The organism is Bacillus sp. JJ864, from assembly GCF_036963045.1.
GTDB classification, from domain to species: domain Bacteria; phylum Bacillota; class Bacilli; order Bacillales; family Bacillaceae_G; genus Bacillus_A; species Bacillus_A pseudomycoides_C.
Window position 1 is genome coordinate 28,994 of record NZ_JBALLY010000052.1, and the last position, 19,734, is coordinate 48,727.

Consider the following 19,734-nt stretch of genomic DNA (forward strand, 5'->3'; position numbering starts at 1 on the left):
AAATTCTGATAAATCAAAAAAGGGACTCGAGAGTTAACTACCCGCAAGAGCTCGATCGGTACAACTAACTATTAGTGATAAGGAAGAAGAATCTCCTCCACTGATAGTAGTTTCACTTTATAACTTTTAAAAGCAATTTATGCGCGAGGATGGTGCATCATGTAAACCGAGCGTAATCTTTCTTTTGAGACGTGCGTATAAATTTGTGTCGCCGATAAATTTTCATGTCCTAATAATTCTTGTATAGCCCTTAAATCCGCCCCTTCATTTAACATATGGGTTGCAAATGTATGTCTTAACATATGCGGACTTATATGCATTGTAAGGGATGTTTTTTTTATTAGTTCATTTAAAATATATCGAACCCCTCGATCAGTTAGCGGTGTGCCTTTCGCATTTAAAAACACCATTTGAGAGTGTTCTTGCGATTTTTTCTCCAATTGTTTTCTCCCATTTTCTATGTAAGTTAGCAAAGCATCTTGTGCATAACTACCGAAGGGAACATAGCGTTGTTTCTTTCCTTTTCCCGTCACCAAAATCGTACCTGTTGAAAAGTCAATATCCGTAAGCTGAAGCTTCACGAATTCGCTTACACGAATACCCGTCGCATACATAAGTTCCAATAAAGCTTGATCTCGTTGCCCTAGTGGTTTAGAAGTATCCGAAACTTCAAACAACTTTTCTAACTCTTCATTGTACAAAAATTTTGGAATTGACCATTCTTTTTTCGGGAGAGCGGCAAGTGCAAATGGATTATCTTCCCGATATCCTTCACGCATCAGGAAGCGATACAGACTTCGCAAACTCGAGATTTTTCGCGCTACAGACTTCCTTGCTAACTTTTCATTATGCAAAGTCGTTAAATATAAACGAACATCAGCATACGTAACATCCTCAAAAGTCAAAATACCTTCTCGCTTCATAAGGCGTACAAAATGTTCTACATCGTTTTGATAACTTGCAATTGTATATTTTGAATAATTTCTTTCAATTTGTAAATATCCGACGAATAATTGTAACATTTTATTCACATCTTCATTCATTCTTTTCACCTCAATAAAGGCTACTAAATCGTATCACAATTTAGTAGCCTTTGCAAGAAATTTGACTAAATATTTACAAAATTTTGAATTGTTTCTAATGCGCGATTCGCATATGCTTCATTACGCTCTTGCTTCTTTTTAATTTTCTTTTCTAGCGGTGCAAATAGCCCGAAATTTGCGTTCATCGGTTGGAAGTTTTTCGCATTCGTCGTTGTAATGTAATTCGCCATACTTCCCATTGCTGTTACTGCTGGTAAAACAACTGGTTCTTCCCCTTTCACAAGCCGAGCTACATTTATACCTGCTAATAAGCCCGAAGCAGCTGATTCTACATATCCCTCTACTCCAGTCATTTGTCCTGCAAAGAATAAATCATCACGATTTTTATATTGGTACGTTGGACGAAGTAATTTCGGTGAATTAATAAATGTATTACGATGCATCACACCATAACGTACGATTTCTGCATTTTCTAGTCCAGGAATCAATTGTAACACTTCTTTTTGCGGCCCCCACTTTAAGTGTGTTTGGAAACCAACAATATTGTATAACGTTCCGGCTGCATCATCTTGACGTAATTGCACAACGGCATACGGTGTTTTCCCTGTTTTTGGATCTTCTAATCCGACTGGTTTCATCGGTCCAAATAGTAATGTTTGTCTACCACGACTTGCCATTACTTCTACCGGCATACACCCTTCAAAGAAAATTTCCTTCTCGAATTCTTTTAATGGCACTGTTTCTGCAGCAATTAACGCATCATAAAAACGGTTAAATTCTTCCTCTGTCATCGGACAGTTTAAATATGCTGCTTCCCCTTTGTCATAACGGGATTTTAAGTATACTTTCTCCATATCAATGCTATCTTTTTCTACGATTGGCGCTGCTGCATCATAGAAGTAAAAATAATCCTCACCTGTTAGCTCTTTCAGTTGCGCTGCTAGACTTGATGAAGTAAGAGGGCCCGTTGCAATTACAGTAGGACCTTCTGGAATTTCTGTACTTTCTTCATTCATTACCGTCACGTTCGGGTGATTTTTCACATATTCCGTTACTTTAGCCGCAAATTCATGACGGTCAACAGCTAGCGCGCCACCTGCTGGCACAGAACATTCGTCTGCCGCGCGAATAATAACAGAATCCATACGACGCATCTCTTCTTTAATTACACCAACCGCGTTTGTTAATGTATTTGCGCGAAGCGAGTTACTGCATACAAGCTCAGCAAATTTATCTGTATGATGAGCTGGTGTTTGTTTTACTGGTCGCATTTCATATAACCTTACTTGAACCCCGCGCTTTGCGATTTGATAAGCCGCTTCACTTCCCGCAAGACCTGCGCCAATTACGTTTACTACTTGTGTTGTCATGTATCTCACCTTTCTTTTTGCATTTCCCGAAAAAAATGTGAGCTGGTAGGCTCACATTTGTTGTTCTTCTTCATAATCACAAGAAATACACTGTACTTGAACGCCTTTTTTCAACTTCTTCTCAACAAGCATACCTTCACACTTTGGACATTTTCGACCAATTGGTTTATCCCAAGAAACAAAGTCACACTCTGGATATGTACCACAGCCGTAAAAAAGACGTTTCTTTTTGTTGCTTCGTCGTTCAATAATTTGTCCTTCGTTACATTTTGGACATGTAACACCGATTTCTTTTACAATCGGTTTTGTATTTCGGCAATCTGGAAAATTAGAACAAGCCATAAACTTTCCGAATTTACCCATTTTAAAGACCATTGGATTACCACACTGTTCACAGTCTTCCCCAGCAGGTTCATCTTTAATTTCTACTTCACGCATTTCTTTCTCCGCTTTCTCTAAACGCGGTTCAAACCCTTTGTAGAAATCATCGACAATTTGTACCCAATTCGCTTTTCCCTCTTCTACTTCATCAAGATTTTGCTCCATATTAGCTGTAAACTCGATGTTAATAACTTCTGGGAAAAACTCTAGAATAAGTTCAATTACAATTTCGCCAAGCTCCGTTGGTACAAATCGCTTATTATCTAACCCTACATATCCACGTTTTTGAATCGTCTCTAGCGTCGGTACATATGTAGACGGTCTACCAATTCCAAGTTCCTCTAACGTTTTTACTAAACGTGCCTCTGTATAACGCGGTGGCGGCTGTGTAAAGTGTTGTTTCGGTTCGACATCTTTAGAAAAGACTGTCTCTCCTATGTCTAGATGCGGTAACATTTTATCCTTCTCTTCTGTCCCGTCATCTTTTGATTCCACGTACACCTTCATAAATCCCGGGAACTTCACGACAGATCCATGCGCACGAAATTGCACAGAATTGTTTATCAGTGTAGCTGTAACGGTATCCATTATAGCAGATGCCATTTGACTTGAAACAAATCGCTCCCAAATCAGTTTATATAAACGATATTGGTCACGGCTCAAATAACTTTTTAGTTCATCTGGCTTACGTAAAACAGATGACGGGCGAATTGCTTCATGCGCATCTTGCGCGTTTGTTTTTTTCGATTCTTTCTTTTTTTGTGCTCCTATGTAGTCTGCACCATATGCTTCTTCAATATAAGAACGAGCTTCTTGCTGTGCCGTTTGTGAAATTCTCGTTGAATCCGTTCTCATATATGTAATTAATCCAACTGTTCCTTGCTTTCCAATATCAATACCTTCATAAAGCTGCTGTGCAAGCATCATCGTTTTCTTCGCTCGCATATTTAACTTTCTTGCAGCTTCTTGTTGCAGAGAAGATGTCGTAAATGGTAATGCCGAATTACGTTTTCGCTCTTTCTTCGTTACATTTTCAACTGAAAAAGCATTTTCTTGCATTTTTTCAATGATTTCATTTACTTGTTGTTCATTTGTTAATTCTACTTTTTGCCCGTTTATTCCATAAAAGGCTGCTTCAAATGTCTCTTTTCCTTTTACAAATTCAGTTTTAATTGTCCAGAATTCTTCTGGTATAAACGCTTTAATTTCCTTTTCGCGTTCTATAATTAAGCGAACTGCAACAGACTGCACACGACCTGCACTTAATCCTTTTTTTACTTTCTTCCATAATAAAGGACTAATATTATAACCAACAAGCCTATCAAGTACACGTCTTGCTTGTTGCGCATCCACTAAATCCATATTAATCGCACGAGGATGTTTAAAGGATTCTTTAATGGCATCTTTGGTAATTTCATTGAATACAACACGGCAATCTGATTCTACATCTACATTTAACGTATTTGCTAAATGCCAAGCAATCGCTTCTCCTTCGCGATCTGGATCGGCTGCGAGATAGACTTTTTTTGCTTTTTTTGCCGCTGTTTTTAAATCTTTTAAAACAGGCCCTTTACCACGAATGGTAATATACTTCGGGGTGAAATTATTTTTTACCTCTATCCCCATTTGGCTTTTAGGTAAATCGCGAACATGGCCCATAGACGCGACTACTTTGTATTTTTTTCCTAAATATTTTTCAATGGTCTTCGCCTTAGAAGGCGACTCCACGATTACAAGGTAATCAGACATGCTAGTGCCTCCTTAAGAGGTGGATTCAAGTTTTCATCTTTATTCACACAAAAGTTCCTTCCTCAAAGTTTCTAAAACCTTTTTGGACGGATTATTGACTAATATTATTGATTTATCTCATTTTTGTCAATCAACAATGAATATAACATACAGTGACTATCTACTATTTGTCAATAATTGTTTAATAAAAAACATGAAATATACTATATAAATTCAAATTTAAAAAAGACATAAAACCCATTCTTTTTTGGCGGGTGAGAGCATCTGGCCATGCATAGAAGCGGTCAGGGCCTTTTTCTGCCACACGCGAAGTGCAAACAAAGGGAGAAAGCGAGTGCATACTCTTTTTTTCTGCATAGCAGTAATCTATATGTCGAAAAATCAAAATGGATTCATATTATAATTTGAAAGTTCTTCTATCACATCTTCGGCACATTGAACTAATTTTGCTCCTTGTTGGATGAGCTGATTCGTTCCAACCGCACTCTCAATATAATTAGGTCCCGGCATAGCAAATACTTCTCTATTTTGTTCTAAGGCGCAATCTGCTGTTATAAGAGAACCACTGCGCGCTTTCGCCTCTACTACGAGAACCCCTTGACAAAGTCCGCTTATAATACGGTTTCGTCTCGGAAAATACCATTTTTGCGGTGCATAATGCGGAGGATACTCCGTTACAAGCAAAATTTTGTTTTTCCATTTTTCACAAAACCATTGATTTTTCTTTGGATACATATATTGTAGACCATGTCCTAATACTGCAATTGTCGCAAAAGACTGCTCTACTGCAATTTCATGCGCAATTGTATCAATTCCATTTGCAAGACCACTCACGATTAGCCAGTCATTGTTCATAAGCGGTTGTAAAATAGATTGTATGCTTCCTTTTCCGTATAAAGACGGATTTCGTGTTCCAACAACAGCTAATTTTTTTGACCATTGCAATAATTCTTTCTTCCCTTTTCCATATAAAACATATGGCGGATCTGGGATTTCTCGCAATAAACTCGGATAATCATCATCCCATATCGTCAAGTAAAAAACGTGTTCATCTTGTAATTGTTGAGTGTAGAAAGAAGGCGATGTTTTTTGAAGATAAGAAACAAGTGCAGAGGCTTTTTGTATAGATAACCCAAGGAATTTTTCAATTTGAGGAACTTGAAAGGAATAAATATTCGTTAACTGAGGATCAATAGCTAATAAGCGCCTCAGTACTTTCCACTGATCTGCCAAGAAGTAGTGAAGATGTAATAATCTTTCACGTTTCATATTCATTCTCCTTACCCATAATTAAGATTATGTTAACTACGAAAGGGATAAAAAACACCTACTTTTACAGAAGGTGTCTTTTAAAATAATTAATAATTTTTACAAGTTTCAAATAAGCCTTTTTCTTTTAAAACAGAAATTAAAGTTTCGCCCATAACAGCTGGTGTTTCAGCAACTTTAATACCGCATGCTTCCATTGTTTTAATCTTTTCAGCAGCTGTACCTTTACCACCAGAAATAATCGCACCAGCATGGCCCATACGTTTTCCTGGAGGTGCTGTTTGACCACCAATAAAGCCGACAACAGGTTTCGTCATGTTCGCTTTTACCCATTCAGCAGCTTCTTCTTCTGCCGTTCCACCAATTTCACCAATCATAATAACAGCATGTGTCTCTTCATCTTCATTGAATGCTTTTAAAGCATCGATGAAGTTTGTGCCATTTACAGGGTCACCACCGATACCAACTGCAGTTGATTGGCCGATTCCTTCTTGTGTTAATTGATGAACTGCTTCATAAGTTAACGTACCTGAACGAGATACGATCCCAACATGACCTTTTTTATGAATGTATCCTGGCATAATACCAATCTTACACTCATCTGGCGTAATAACACCTGGACAGTTTGGTCCAAGAAGACGTGTCTTTTTGCCATGCAAATATTTCTTAACACTTACCATATCTAATACAGGAATACCTTCTGTGATACATACTACTAAATCAAGTTCTGCATCAACAGCTTCCATAATTGCATCCGCAGCAAAAGCAGGTGGAACGTATACAACAGAAGCGTTTGCACCTGTCGCTTTTACAGCGTCTTCTACTGTGTTAAATACTGGTACACCTTCGATTTCAGTACCACCTTTACCAGGTGTTACACCGCCGACAATTTTCGTACCGTATTCAATCATTTGTTTTGTATGGAATAAACCTTGAGAACCTGTAATACCTTGTACAATAACTTTTGTATCTTTATTAACTAATACGCTCATTTTTTCTCCCCCGCTTTCTATTAGCCTACTAGTGAAACAATTTTTTGTGCACCGTCTGCCATAGATTCTGCTGCAACAATATTTAAGCCAGATTCATTTAAAATTTTCTTTCCTAGCTCTACATTTGTACCTTCTAAACGAACAACAAGCGGTAATTCAAGACCTACTTGTTTTGTCGCTTCGATAACACCTTCTGCAATTACATCACATTTCATAATGCCGCCAAAAATGTTAACGAAAATACCTTTTACATTTTTGTCAGAAAGAATGATTTTGAAAGCTTCTGTAACTTTTTCAGCTGTAGCACCGCCACCAACATCTAAGAAGTTAGCTGGGTCACCGTTATAATGTTTAATAATATCCATCGTTGCCATTGCAAGTCCTGCACCATTTACCATACAACCGATGTTTCCATCTAATGAAATATAGTTCAGGTCATATTTAGAAGCTTCAACTTCTTTCGGATCTTCTTCATCAAGATCACGAAGCTCTAAAATATCTTTATGGCGATATAAAGCATTAGAATCGAAGTTTAATTTTGCATCTAACGCCATAACTTTTCCATCACCTGTTGTAACAAGCGGGTTAATTTCTGCGATAGAACAGTCTTTTTCAATAAACGCACGGTATAAGCCCATCATAAACTTTACAGCTTGTCCAACAAGCTCGTTTGGAATATTGATATTAAACGCAATACGACGCGCCTGGAAGCCTTGTAGGCCTACAGCAGGATCAATATATTCTTTAAAGATTTTTTCTGGTGTTCTCTCTGCTACTTCCTCAATTTCTGTTCCGCCTTCTTCAGACGCCATTAACACAACTTGAGAAGTCGCACGATCTAATACAAGACCAATATAATACTCTTTTTTAATATCGCATCCTTCTTCGATAAGTAAGCGCTTTACTTCTTTACCTTCAGGACCTGTTTGATGGGTTACAAGTGTTTTCCCTAGAATTTCTTCTGCATATGTACGAACTTCATCTAAGTTCTTTGCTACTTTTACACCGCCAGCTTTGCCGCGTCCGCCAGCATGAATTTGCGCTTTTACTACACATACGCTTGTTCCTAATTCTTTCGCTGCTTCTACAGCTTCTTCTACTGTAAAGGCAACCTTCCCGTTCGGAACGCTTACCCCATAGTTTCTAAGGACTTCTTTACCTTGATACTCGTGGATATTCATGGTCCCATCCTCCCCTATCTTCCTGTTTTACTCGAAAAGTTTTTTAATGTTTTTAAACACTACATTAGTCATTGTATAAAATGATTGCGATGCTGTCTACAATAAAGTGTCAGAAAACTGAAATCGCTTTATTCTTTTTTGAAAATAATAATGTTAATATACAAAAATAAAAAAATAAGCTGCAAATTCACAACTTATTATTCAATCATATCTTTAATTGGAGCAAACGTTTTTCGGTGCTCATCTAACACACCATAACCTTCAATCGCTTGTAAATGTTGTTTCGTTCCATAACCCATATGTTGCTCAAATCCATACTGTGGATACCGTTTTCCAAGTTCCTTCATCATGCGATCTCTCGTGACTTTCGCAATGATAGATGCAGCTGAAATCGAAATACTTTTCGCATCTCCCTTAATAATAGACGTTTGCGGTGTAGAAGTCGGAAGTTCCATTGCATCAATTAGCAAATGCTCTGGTTTGCATGATAAATTACTTACAGCCTCTAACATCGCTTGTTTCGTCGCTTGATAAATATTTATCTCATCAATAACGTGAGACGGAATAATTCCAATCCCAATTGCGAGCGCCCGCTCTTTAATTCCTTCATAAAACTGCTCACGCTTCGCCTCACTCAGTTTTTTCGAATCATTCAAACCAGGCATATAGAAATCTTCTGGGAGCACAACAGCAGCCGCAACAACAGGTCCTGCTAATGGCCCTCTTCCGACTTCATCAATACCAGCAATAGATTCAATTCCCTTTTGACGAAGGGCATTCTCATATGTTGACATCTCAGCAAATTTTTGTCTTTCTTTTTCTTTATCCTCTTTCTGTTTTTTCCATTTCAAAATAAGTCTCTGCACACCTTTTCGTTCGTCTGCTAATAACATACGAAAACGCTCGTCGTCTTCCTTTTCAATTTCTTGCAATAAAGTTTCGATTTCTTGAATTGTTTGTTTTTTAGACATATGTAGTTCCTCCTACAAGTAAGAAAAGGCGCGCAATAGCGTGCCTTTTCTCCCCCAGTTAATATTAACGAGCCTTATCTTTGCATTCGAAAAAATAAAAGACGCTAGGCTAAAATAACTACCCGTATAATTCATAAAATGAAGTGAACGAAATAGAAGGGGCACTCTATGCTTCTTCCACGATTTCTTCTGGTATTTCAAATGTCATTTTTCCAAGTTTGCCACCGCGAAGCTCACGAAGAACAAGTTCTGATGTTTTATCATAATCAACAAGTCCCCCGCCCATTAAACAGCCTCTATTTTTTCCAATCGCATCAAATAGTTCTACAATATCTTCTGGAATTTCATTTAACTTATAACGATCTTTCAAACGTTCTGGATACTGTTTCTCCATAAAGCGAAGGGCATACACAGCCACATCTTGCAAATTTAAAATAGAATCTTTAATTGCTCCAGTCGTTGCAAGACGAAGTCCAACCATTTCATCCTCAAATTTTGGCCATAAAATACCAGGCGTATCTAATAGTTCCATTTCTTTCCCTACTTTAATCCATTGCTGCGCCGTTGTTACACCTGGACGATCGCCCGTTTTCGCAATATTTTTCTTCACTAATTTATTAATTAATGTCGATTTTCCAACGTTCGGAATACCAACAATTAAAGCACGAATTGCTCTTGGTTTAATACCTTTTGCAATCATTTTATCAAACTTTTCTTTAACAAGCTCTTTACAAGCTGCTGTAATTTCTTTCATACCTTGTCCAGCTTGCGCGTTGATAGAGATTGCTTTATGGCCTTGTTCTCCAAAATAAGCAATCCATTCTTTTGTTACACGATCATCTGCCATATCGGCTTTATTTAAAACAACAAGTCTTGGCTTGTGCGTAATAATTTCATCAATCATTGGATTTCGTGATGATAATGGCAACCTTGCATCAACAAGTTCAATTACCACATCGATTAATTTTAATTTCTCTGTTACTTGGCGCCTTGCTTTAGCCATATGACCAGGAAACCATTGAATTACCATACTTCCACCTTCTTTTCTACATTCATTTTACAATACGTGCATCTTCGAATGGCCAATACAATATATTAGCTTTTCCAATTACTTGGTCTATTGAAATTGTTCCAATTGTACGACTATCCTTACTAAAACGGCGATTATCTCCTAATACAAATAATTCTCCCTTTGGAACTGTTGTCTTCCCTGTAATTTCTTCAAGCTTAAAATCATACGTTAATGGACCATCAGCAAGCTGCTTTTTCTGCTTATCTAAATACGGCTCCTCATACGGTTTTCCGTTAATATAGAGTGTGTCGTTTCGATATTCTATCTGATCACCAGGCAAACCAATGATACGTTTAATGTAATCCTTATCTTCGGTTGCTTGAAACACAATGATATCAAAGCGTTTTGGTTCTCCAATGTGATAACCTATTTTATTGACAATCATACGATCACGATCATGAAGAGTCGGTGACATAGATACACCGTCTACAAGAATCGGCGCAAAGAAAAATTGTCTAATAATCCAAGCTAAGACAACAGCAATCAAAATAGCTTTTGTCCATTCCCAAAGCGTACTTTTTTGTTTCGTCATGCGATTCCCCTCCACGGTTATGTAAGCTGTTTGTATGTAAGTAAAAACACAGCTAGATTGGAAAAAGGGAGCTTGCAAATACAAGCTCCCATACATGTCTTATCGAATTTCTTTAATACGTGCTTTTTTACCGCGAAGGTTACGTAAGTAGTATAACTTAGCACGACGTACTTTACCACGGCGAAGTACTTCGATTTTCGCGATTCTTGGCGTGTGAACTGGGAATGTACGTTCAACACCTACACCGTAAGAAATCTTACGAACTGTGAATGTTTCGCTAATTCCGCCACCACGACGTTTAATTACAACACCTTCAAAAATCTGAATTCTCTCACGAGTACCCTCTACTACTTTTACGTGTACACGTAAAGTATCACCAGGACGGAATGAAGGTAAATCAGTTTTTAATTGATTTTTTGTAATATCTGCGATTAATTGTTGCATATTCAATTCTCTCCTTCCAAACAGATGCTCATACAAAGTCATTTCATAAATTGCAGCGGAACACCGTTGTTAACGGCTACCCTCTATAAGTAGCACAAGTGTTATAATAGCATATTGTTCAGTTTGTTGCAATAGCATTTTTTACTTCTCTTCTTTAAATTCTACTAACCATTTTTCCTCTTGTTTAGTTAAATTACATTCCTCTAATAAATCAGGGCGACGCATAAAGGTACGGCGCAATGATTCTTTATGACGCCATTCTTCAATATATTTATGATTTCCAGACAGAAGTATATCCGGTACTTTCATTCCACGAAAATCCGCTGGTCTTGTATAATGTGGATGTTCTAGTAAGCCTGTACTAAATGAATCTTCTATTTGTGATTGTTGATTTCCTAAAACATCAGGTAATAAGCGAACAACGCTATCTGTAATAACCATAGATGCCAATTCTCCACCCGTTAATACATAATCACCTATTGAAATTTCATCGGTTACAAGATGCTCACGAACACGCTCATCATACCCTTCATAATGGCCACAAATGAAAATGATATGTTCTTCTTCAGCTAATTCTTCAGCTTTTCTTTGGGTAAAACGCTCTCCTTGCGGACACATTAACACAACGCGTGGTTTACGCTCCGTTTCCTTCGTTAACTCTTCTACAGCATCAAAAATAGGTTGTGGTGTTAATACCATTCCAGCTCCCCCGCCATACGGGTAATCATCCACACTATTATGCTTATTAGTTGAATAATCACGAAAATTAACAACTCTTAGCTGTACTGCTTCTTTTTCTTGTGCTTTTTTTAATATAGAAGAACCAAATACACCTGAAAACATTTCTGGAAACAATGTTAAAATATCAATTTTCATTACAGTAATCCTTCCATCACGTGAATGGTCACAAGCTGTTCATTGATGTTTACTTGTAAGACAACTTCCTCAATATACGGGATTAAAATATCTTGGCCTTTTGGCTGTTTAATGACCCAAACGTCGTTTGCGCCAGGAGAAAGAACTTCTTTAATTGTACCAATTGTCTCTCCGTCTTCTGTTACAACCGTACAACCAATAATTTCGTGATAATAATACTCTCCTTCAGCCAATTCTCCAAGCTGGTCCTCTGGGACTTTTAATAAAGAACCTTTCCATTGTTCTACTTCATTTACATTGTTATAGCCTTCGAATGTCAATAAATCAAAAGACTTATGACTACGATGAGAAGTAATCTTTACAGCTAATGGCTCAGTAGCTTTCTCTTGCCATATGTATAATGTGTTTCCTACTTTATAACGCTCTTCTGGAAAATCTGTACGCGAAACGACACGCACTTCTCCTCTAACACCGTGAGTATTTACAATTTTCCCTACATTAAACCATTTCGTCATAAACAGCACGTCACCCCTGTTCGATATATGTCGTTAGCATCTCCATTCTCTTTGCTGAAGATGCGATTTATCTTAAAATGTTAAAAAAGGGTGAGGAACAGATCCTCGCCCTTTTCGTACTTATTGAATTTCCAGCGTGACTTTTTCATTTTGATGATGTCCCGCTGCATATAAGATCGTTCGAATTGCCTTTGCAACCCGCCCTTGTTTCCCAATGACTTTACCCACATCCTCAGGATGTACGGTTAATCGATACTTCATCTCTCCGTTGTACAGTTCCTTTGTAACCTTTACATCTTCAGGATGATCCACAAGGGGTTTAACAATTGTTTCGATTAACCCTGACATAGCCATTGCTTCAATTACTTACCTTGTTTAGCTAAATGGAATTTCTCCATGATGCCTTGCTTAGAGAAAAGGTTACGAACTGTATCAGATGGTTTCGCACCGTTTCCTAACCATTTTAATGCTGCTTCTTCGTTGATTTTAATTTCAGCTGGCTCAGCAACTGGATTGTAAGTTCCGATTTCCTCGATGAAACGTCCGTCACGAGGAGAACGAGAATCTGCAACAACTACACGATAGAAAGGAGATTTTTTAGCTCCCATACGTTTTAAACGAATTTTAACTGCCATTTATAAAGCACCTCCGAATATATTTCACACAGATAATAATATTAGCAAAAAGAGTGACCCTTTGTAAAGTAAAATTTCTTAACAGAGCCATCTTTTTTTCCTTACATAAATGGAAACTTCAAACCACCTAGTCCTTTTTTCTTACCTTTTTGCATACCAGACATCGTTTTCATCATCTTTTTCATATCTTCAAATTGCTTCAAAAGACGATTGATCTCTTGTACAGTTGTACCACTACCTTTAGCAATACGTTTCTTACGACTAGCGTTAATCATTTCCGGTTGTTCACGCTCTATTTTTGTCATTGAGCGAATAATCGCTTCAATGTGTCCAATTTGCTTTTCATCAACTTGGACATTTTTTAATCCTTTAATTTTCCCAGCACCAGGAAGCATATTCAGTAGCTCATCAAGTGGTCCTAATTGACGCACTTGTCCTAGTTGCTCTAGAAAATCATCCAACGTAAAGGAAAGTGTGCGCATTTTTTGCTCAAGTTCTCTTGCTTTTTCTTCATCAACTGTCGCCTGCGCCTTTTCAATTAACGTCAGAACATCACCCATACCTAAAATACGCGATGCCATACGTTCTGGATGAAATGCCTCTAGTGCATCTAATTTCTCACCCATACCAGCAAATTTAATTGGTGTGTTTGTAACAGCTTTAATAGATAGCGCTGCACCTCCGCGCGTATCACCATCTAATTTCGTTAATACCACACCTGTTAAACCAAGCTGTTCATGGAAACTTTGTGCAACGTTAACCGCATCTTGTCCTGTCATTGCATCAACAACAAGGAATATTTCATCCGGTTTCGCTACTTCCTTCACTTGTGCTAATTCATCCATAAGCTCTTCATCAATATGCAGACGACCTGCTGTATCAATAAGAACATAATCATGGTGATCTTCTTTTGCTTCTGCAATTGCTTGTTTTGCGATTTCAACAGGACTTACTTTGTCTCCTAAAGAGAAAACTGGCATATCCAATTGTTTACCGAGTGTTTCAAGCTGCTTAATTGCCGCTGGACGATAAATATCAGCTGCAACAAGCATCGGTTTCCGATTATGCTTTTTACGAAGTAAATTCGCAAGCTTACCTGTTGTAGTCGTTTTCCCCGCACCTTGCAAACCTACCATCATAATAACAGTTGGCGGACGGTTAGAGACAGCAATTTTACTCTGTTCTCCGCCCATTAATTCTGTAAGTTCTTCCTGTACTACTTTAATAACTTGCTGTCCAGGCGTTAAACTTTTCATTACATCTTGTCCGACAGCACGTTCAGACACACGCTTTACAAAATCTTTTACTACTTTAAAGTTAACGTCTGCTTCTAAAAGTGCAAGACGAACTTCTCTCATCATTTCTTTCACATCGGCTTCGGATACTTTCCCTTTGCCGCGAATTTTTTGCATTGTCTGTTGAAGTCGGTCGGCTAATCCTTCAAATGCCATATTGCCGCCCTCCTAATCTAAATTTTCGATAGCTTCAACAACTTGTTTTACTTGTTCATCTACATGCTCTTCTTCGCTGATTAGCTGCTTTAACTTTGCAACAAGTTGCTGCCTTTCTTGAAACTTTTGAAGTAACACTAACTTTTCTTCATATTCTTCAAGCATCGCTTCTGTCCGTTTAATGTTATCATACACTGCTTGGCGACTTACTTCAAATTCTTCTGCAATTTCACCAAGCGATAGATCATCAAGATAGTAAAGTGACATATAACTTCTTTGTTTTGGCGTTAACAACGATTGATAAAAATCAAACAAATAATTCATTCTCGTTGTTTTTTCGAGCATGTTGAATCACCCTTTGTTAAGTGAATTACCTTTACATGAATTAGTTTACATGGAGAGCAAAGGTGTGTCAAGTTTTTTTCTTAACATCTTAATTTATATTCAAAAGAAGAAGCGGTAAACACCGCTCCTTCTTTTTCTACATATGTTTTAAGCTCTTGCACGTAGCAGGAAAGAGCCCTGATCGCTTCTATGAGGCGGATGCTCCCGCTCACTTCAAACGAAAAGGATTTTTGTGTTAGTTTTTAATTTGTATTTCTATAGATAAAAACTAGCACGAATCAAACCTTCACTTTATTCTGCTTCTGTTTCTACAAGGTCCCCAAATAATCCATATACATATTGTTCTGGGTCAAATGCTTGCAAGTCATCCATTTGTTCTCCCAGACCAACAAATTTCACCGGTACATCCATCTCATTACGAATTGCTAATACAATTCCACCTTTAGCAGTTCCGTCCAATTTCGTTAAGACAATTCCCGTTACATTTGTCGCCTCGCGGAATGTCTTCGCTTGGCTTAAACCATTTTGCCCTGTTGTTGCATCAATGACAAGTAATACTTCATGAGGAGCTCCAGGAACTTCACGTTCGATTACACGTTTTACTTTCTCTAACTCTTTCATTAAGTTGACTTTATTTTGCAAACGACCTGCCGTATCACATAACAAAACATCCACTTTTCGCGATTTTGCAGCCTGAATTGCATCGTACATAACAGCCGCCGGGTCAGAACCTGATCCTTGTTTAATTACATCTACATCAACACGCTCTCCCCACACTTCTAGCTGCTCGATCGCCCCAGCACGGAATGTGTCGCCAGCTGCCAATAATACAGATTTGCCGTCCGATTTAAATTTATGTGCCATTTTTCCAATCGTCGTTGTTTTTCCAACTCCGTTTACTCCGACAAATAAAATAACTGTCAATGCGTTATCTTGCACATTTAATTCATTATTAAAATTACCGTTACCTTTATAAATCTCAACTAATTTTTCAGAGATAACAGCTTGTACTTCTTTTGGGTCTTGAATATTACGACGCTTCACTTCATCTCTTAATTGGTCAATTAACTCCATTACTACGGACACACCCACATCCGCACCAATTAAAATTTCCTCTAACTCTTCGAAGAATTCTTCGTCAACTTTCCGATAACGATATACTAAATCATTTACTTTTTCTGCAAAAGAATTTCTTGTTTTTTCTAAACCATGTTTAAACTTCTCTGTTACCGTATCTGTTTGCTTTGAAATTTTTTCTTTTAATTTTTTTAAAAAACTCATTCTTTTCCATCCTTTCTATTTGCTCGTAACAAGCTCTTCCCCATCATCTAAACGAACGGAAACAAGCTTGGACACACCAGACTCTTGCATCGTTACACCATATAATACATCAGATTCTTCCATCGTACCCTTTCGGTGCGTAATAACAATAAACTGCGTTTCATTACTAAATCTTTTCAAATACTGTGCAAACCGAGCAACGTTCGCCTCATCTAATGCTGCTTCAACTTCATCTAGCACACAAAACGGTACAGGACGAACTTTTAAAATACCAAATAGCAACGCAATAGCCGTCAATGCTCGTTCTCCTCCAGAAAGAAGACCTAAATTTTGCAACTTTTTCCCTGGTGGTTGTGCAACAATATCAATCCCTGTATTTAATAAATCTTTCGGGTTTGTCATAACCAAGTCTGCACGCCCACCGCCAAATAACTCACTAAATACTAGCTGGAATTCTGTACGAATTGCTTGGAATGTATAAGAAAAACGCTTTTTCATTTCTTCATCCATCTCGTCAATTACTTGATGCAGCGTTGATTTTGCCTCTTGCAAATCATCCCGTTGCTCTAATAAGAACGTATGACGCTCAGATACGCGCTCAAATTCATCAATAGCACCTATATTTACTGTACCGAGTTCTTCAATGGATAGTTTAATTAATTTCACTTTTTTACGAGCTTCCTCGCTAGACATTGTCATCGTATACTTTTGTTTCGCAGCTTCAAAAGAAATGGTATACGTTTCCCGTAAGTGTTGCAAGCGATTTTCTAACTCCACGTCTAAACGATTTATTTTCACTTCTTGATCTTTTAATACATCAAGTAAGTATTTATGCCTGCGTTTCGCTTCTTTTACCTCTAACTCTAGATGTTCTAATCGCCCTTGTAAACCAAGACGTTGTTCACGGCGTGAGCTAATTAATTCCACAGTTTGATTTCTATCGTGTGTTTTCTTTTCAATCATACTTGTAATTTGCTCTTCACCGCTAGAATTCGATGTCATTTCTTGTTTTAAGAATGCTAAATCTTCTTTTGTCTTTATAAGATTCTTTTTCGTTTCATCTCGTTCTTTTGTAAGGCGTTCTACTGTTTCTTTTTGGTTTGATAATCGTTGATGCTTTTCAGCCGCTTGTACTTTTAGCTCTGTAATCTCTTTCTGAACTTTTTCCTTCGAAGAATGCTGCTCATTCTTTTGTTGTGTTAACTCTGTAATCGTCATATCGAGTTCCGTAATTTTTCCTTGCAGCTCAGTAAGCGTTTCTTCTAGCTCAGTTTTTCGCCCTTGTATCTTCGCTTGATCTTGCAAATATCCTTCTAGTTCTAAATCATAAATAGATAAGCGCTCATTAATGCGATGTTCTTCAAGCTCTAACTGATTCATCTCTTCTTTGTATTTTTGTTCGTCTACGCGCTTTTCATCAATATTTTGTCGTAGTTCTTTCAACTTCACTTCTTTTTCTTGTATTTCTTGTTTTAGCGCTTTAACAAAGTTCTCTAGCTTCTCAGTCTTTTCTTCCATATCTGTCAACTTTTCATTCCACTCTTCCAATTCCCGTTGACGTCCTAATAAAGAAGAATTTGTTTGCTTCACAGCACCGCCTGTCATAGAACCACCAGGATTCACAAGATCCCCTTCTAATGTAACAATACGATAACGATACTGCAGCTGCTTCGCTAATTCATTTGCACCTTTTAAATCATGGGCAACTAATACTGTACCTAATAAATTTGTAATTACATTTTCATATTTATTATCGTACTGTACAAGCTCTGAAGCTATCCCTATAAATGACGAATGCTGACTTATCATGCGAAGTTGCTCTGTATTAAGCGCTCGACCCTTTATAACACTTTGCGGTAAAAAGGTCGCACGGCCATGGCGGTTTTGCTTTAAAAATGTAATAGCTCGGCGTGCATGTTCTTCCGTTTGTACAACCACATGTTGCATTGCTGCCCCAAGTGCGATTTCCATCGCTACCTCATATTTTTTCGGTACAGTAAGAAGCTCTGCAACCGCACCTTCAATACCATGCAACTGACTATCACGCGCTTTTAACACTTCACGGACACCTTGGTAAAATCCGGAATAATCTTCTTGCATTTCTTCAAGCATTTCTTTACGAGAACGAGCTTGCTGAAGATATTGATATGCTTGATACAGCTTTGTCTCATTTTCACTATATTGATCTTTACATTTCCCAAGTGCAGTTTCCGTTTGCTGCATGCTTGACAACAGATTTGTAATTTGTTCTTTTATATGTTCATATTTTTCAACGAAAGTTGATTTTTTCTGCGCAATGCCTATGCGCATCTGCACATATTTTTCATTTTCTTCGTCAATACGCTGATTTTTGAAATCTCGCTGTTTAAATTGTTCCTCTAACATTGAAAGTTCATTTCGATAGCTTGCCTGTTGATTTAAAAGTTCAATATAATCCCCTTTTAAATGTTCAATTTTCTCATCTAAATTTTGTTCATATGTAGACAACAATCGTTCGCTATCATGCAGTTTCTGTTCTAACTCTTTCACATGACTTGCTAATTCCATCAATTCTTCTGTTCCTTGCATGGCACTTCCTTCATATACAGAAACTTTTTCTGTTAATTCATGAATGGATGCTTCTAACTGCGCGCAATGTGTTGTTGCATTGTTCTTTCTTTCTTTCAGCAGCTCACGTTGCCCTTCTAACTTTTCAAGTTCTTTACTAGAAAGAAGAAGAACTTCTTGTAAAGATTGAATGGACTCATCAATAGCTTGTACATTTCCGCGTATTTCTTCTAAATCCGCTTCATCTTTTTGAAGATGCGTCGATACCTTCACTTCTTCATCTTTGTTATGTTTAAATTGCTCACGAAGCGCTTCCCATTTTTCATGTAATTCTTCAATTTCATACACAATTAATGCCGTTTCAACTTTTTCTAGTTCATCTTTTTTCTCAAGATAATCTTTTGCAATAGAAGCTTGTCTTTCAAGAGGTTCAATTTGCGTACTTAATTCATGAATAATATCTTCTACACGATTTAAATTATCTTGCGTCTCCGCTAATTTCCCTTCCGCTTTCTTCTTGCGAATTTTATATTTCAACACACCAGCCGCTTCTTCAAAAACACTACGACGATCTTCTGCTTTGCTGCTTAAAATTTCTTCCACTTTACCCTGACTGATAATAGAAAACGCTTCACGTCCCATACCTGAGTCCATGAATAAATCAACGATATCTTTTAAACGACAAGACTGTTTATTAATAAGAAAATCACTATCTCCAGAACGATATACTCGTCTCGTTACACTTACTTCGTTATATTCAATTGGTAGACGTTGATCCTCATTATTTAATGTTAATGTGACTTCTGCAATATTTAATGCTTTACGTGTATCACTGCCTGAAAAAATAATGTCTTCCATTTTCGCACCGCGAAGCGATTTTACAGATTGTTCACCCAGCACCCAACGAATTGCATCTGTAATATTACTTTTCCCGCTTCCATTCGGCCCTACTACAGACGTTACACCTGGTACAAAGTCAATCGACACACGTTCTGCGAAAGATTTAAATCCTACTATTTCTAATCGTTTTAAAAACACGAAAGGCCTTCCCCCTTTATGCACAAGGAATCCCCCTAAAGT

Annotated in this window: 18 protein-coding genes; all 18 read right to left on the reverse strand. The window is 37.6% G+C overall.

The window, feature by feature from the left end; translation table 11 throughout:
- Positions 1–137: 137 nt before the first annotated feature.
- The gene (xerC, locus tag V7024_RS09535; protein WP_335518805.1) at positions 138–1,043 is read right to left on the reverse strand and encodes a tyrosine recombinase XerC; all 906 of its coding nucleotides are present in this window, start codon (positions 1,041–1,043) and stop codon (positions 138–140) included.
- A gap of 65 nt (positions 1,044–1,108) precedes the next feature.
- Positions 1,109–2,413 (reverse strand): FADH(2)-oxidizing methylenetetrahydrofolate--tRNA-(uracil(54)-C(5))-methyltransferase TrmFO, encoded by a 1,305-nt coding sequence (gene trmFO, locus V7024_RS09540; RefSeq protein WP_335518808.1) that lies wholly within the window; start codon positions 2,411–2,413, stop codon positions 1,109–1,111.
- Between the two features lie 51 nt (positions 2,414–2,464).
- Positions 2,465–4,543 carry a type I DNA topoisomerase gene (topA, locus tag V7024_RS09545; protein ID WP_335518811.1) on the reverse strand — a complete coding sequence of 693 codons (2,079 nt, stop codon included), beginning with the start codon at positions 4,541–4,543 and terminating at the stop codon, positions 2,465–2,467.
- 381 nt (positions 4,544–4,924) lie between these two features.
- Positions 4,925–5,812, reverse strand: coding sequence for a DNA-processing protein DprA (gene dprA / locus V7024_RS09550; RefSeq protein ID WP_335518813.1), 888 nt, complete (start codon positions 5,810–5,812; stop codon positions 4,925–4,927).
- A gap of 89 nt (positions 5,813–5,901) precedes the next feature.
- On the reverse strand, positions 5,902–6,804 hold the full coding sequence (sucD, locus tag V7024_RS09555; protein ID WP_335518817.1) for a succinate--CoA ligase subunit alpha: 903 nt from the start codon (positions 6,802–6,804) through the stop codon (positions 5,902–5,904).
- A 20-nt stretch (positions 6,805–6,824) separates the two neighbouring features.
- Positions 6,825–7,985: an ADP-forming succinate--CoA ligase subunit beta gene (gene sucC, locus V7024_RS09560; RefSeq protein WP_335518820.1), complete on the reverse strand. Its 1,161-nt coding sequence runs from the start codon at positions 7,983–7,985 to the stop codon at positions 6,825–6,827.
- Positions 7,986–8,182: 197 nt separating this feature from the next.
- Positions 8,183–8,956 (reverse strand): ribonuclease HII, encoded by a 774-nt coding sequence (locus tag V7024_RS09565; RefSeq protein ID WP_335518823.1) that lies wholly within the window; start codon positions 8,954–8,956, stop codon positions 8,183–8,185.
- Between the two features lie 166 nt (positions 8,957–9,122).
- On the reverse strand, positions 9,123–9,986 hold the full coding sequence (ylqF, locus tag V7024_RS09570; protein ID WP_335518826.1) for a ribosome biogenesis GTPase YlqF: 864 nt from the start codon (positions 9,984–9,986) through the stop codon (positions 9,123–9,125).
- A 22-nt stretch (positions 9,987–10,008) separates the two neighbouring features.
- Positions 10,009–10,560, reverse strand: coding sequence for a signal peptidase I (lepB, locus tag V7024_RS09575; RefSeq protein ID WP_306196087.1), 552 nt, complete (start codon positions 10,558–10,560; stop codon positions 10,009–10,011).
- A gap of 99 nt (positions 10,561–10,659) precedes the next feature.
- Positions 10,660–11,004: a 50S ribosomal protein L19 gene (rplS, locus tag V7024_RS09580; RefSeq protein ID WP_098309676.1), complete on the reverse strand. Its 345-nt coding sequence runs from the start codon at positions 11,002–11,004 to the stop codon at positions 10,660–10,662.
- Positions 11,005–11,145: 141 nt separating this feature from the next.
- A complete protein-coding gene (trmD, locus tag V7024_RS09585; RefSeq protein WP_335518830.1) occupies positions 11,146–11,880 on the reverse strand; it encodes a tRNA (guanosine(37)-N1)-methyltransferase TrmD in 735 nt (244 codons plus the stop codon).
- Complete coding sequence (gene rimM / locus V7024_RS09590) at positions 11,880–12,395, reverse strand: ribosome maturation factor RimM (RefSeq protein WP_335518833.1); 516 nt, start codon at positions 12,393–12,395, stop codon at positions 11,880–11,882. The genes trmD and rimM overlap by 1 nt, the downstream gene beginning before the upstream one ends.
- 120 nt (positions 12,396–12,515) lie before the next feature.
- Positions 12,516–12,743 (reverse strand): KH domain-containing protein, encoded by a 228-nt coding sequence (locus V7024_RS09595; protein ID WP_335518837.1) that lies wholly within the window; start codon positions 12,741–12,743, stop codon positions 12,516–12,518.
- A 14-nt stretch (positions 12,744–12,757) separates the two neighbouring features.
- The gene (gene rpsP / locus V7024_RS09600) at positions 12,758–13,030 is read right to left on the reverse strand and encodes a 30S ribosomal protein S16 (protein ID WP_098916229.1); all 273 of its coding nucleotides are present in this window, start codon (positions 13,028–13,030) and stop codon (positions 12,758–12,760) included.
- Between the two features lie 101 nt (positions 13,031–13,131).
- Positions 13,132–14,481 carry a signal recognition particle protein gene (gene ffh / locus V7024_RS09605; RefSeq protein WP_335518839.1) on the reverse strand — a complete coding sequence of 450 codons (1,350 nt, stop codon included), beginning with the start codon at positions 14,479–14,481 and terminating at the stop codon, positions 13,132–13,134.
- A gap of 12 nt (positions 14,482–14,493) precedes the next feature.
- Positions 14,494–14,826, reverse strand: a complete 333-nt coding sequence (locus V7024_RS09610) for a putative DNA-binding protein (protein WP_251227791.1) — start codon at positions 14,824–14,826, stop codon at positions 14,494–14,496.
- 291 nt (positions 14,827–15,117) lie between these two features.
- Entirely contained in the window at positions 15,118–16,107 is a 990-nt protein-coding gene (gene ftsY, locus V7024_RS09615) for a signal recognition particle-docking protein FtsY (protein ID WP_335518846.1), read from the reverse strand.
- A 15-nt stretch (positions 16,108–16,122) separates the two neighbouring features.
- Positions 16,123–19,692 carry a chromosome segregation protein SMC gene (smc, locus tag V7024_RS09620; protein ID WP_335518849.1) on the reverse strand — a complete coding sequence of 1,190 codons (3,570 nt, stop codon included), beginning with the start codon at positions 19,690–19,692 and terminating at the stop codon, positions 16,123–16,125.
- Positions 19,693–19,734: the final 42 nt, after the last annotated feature.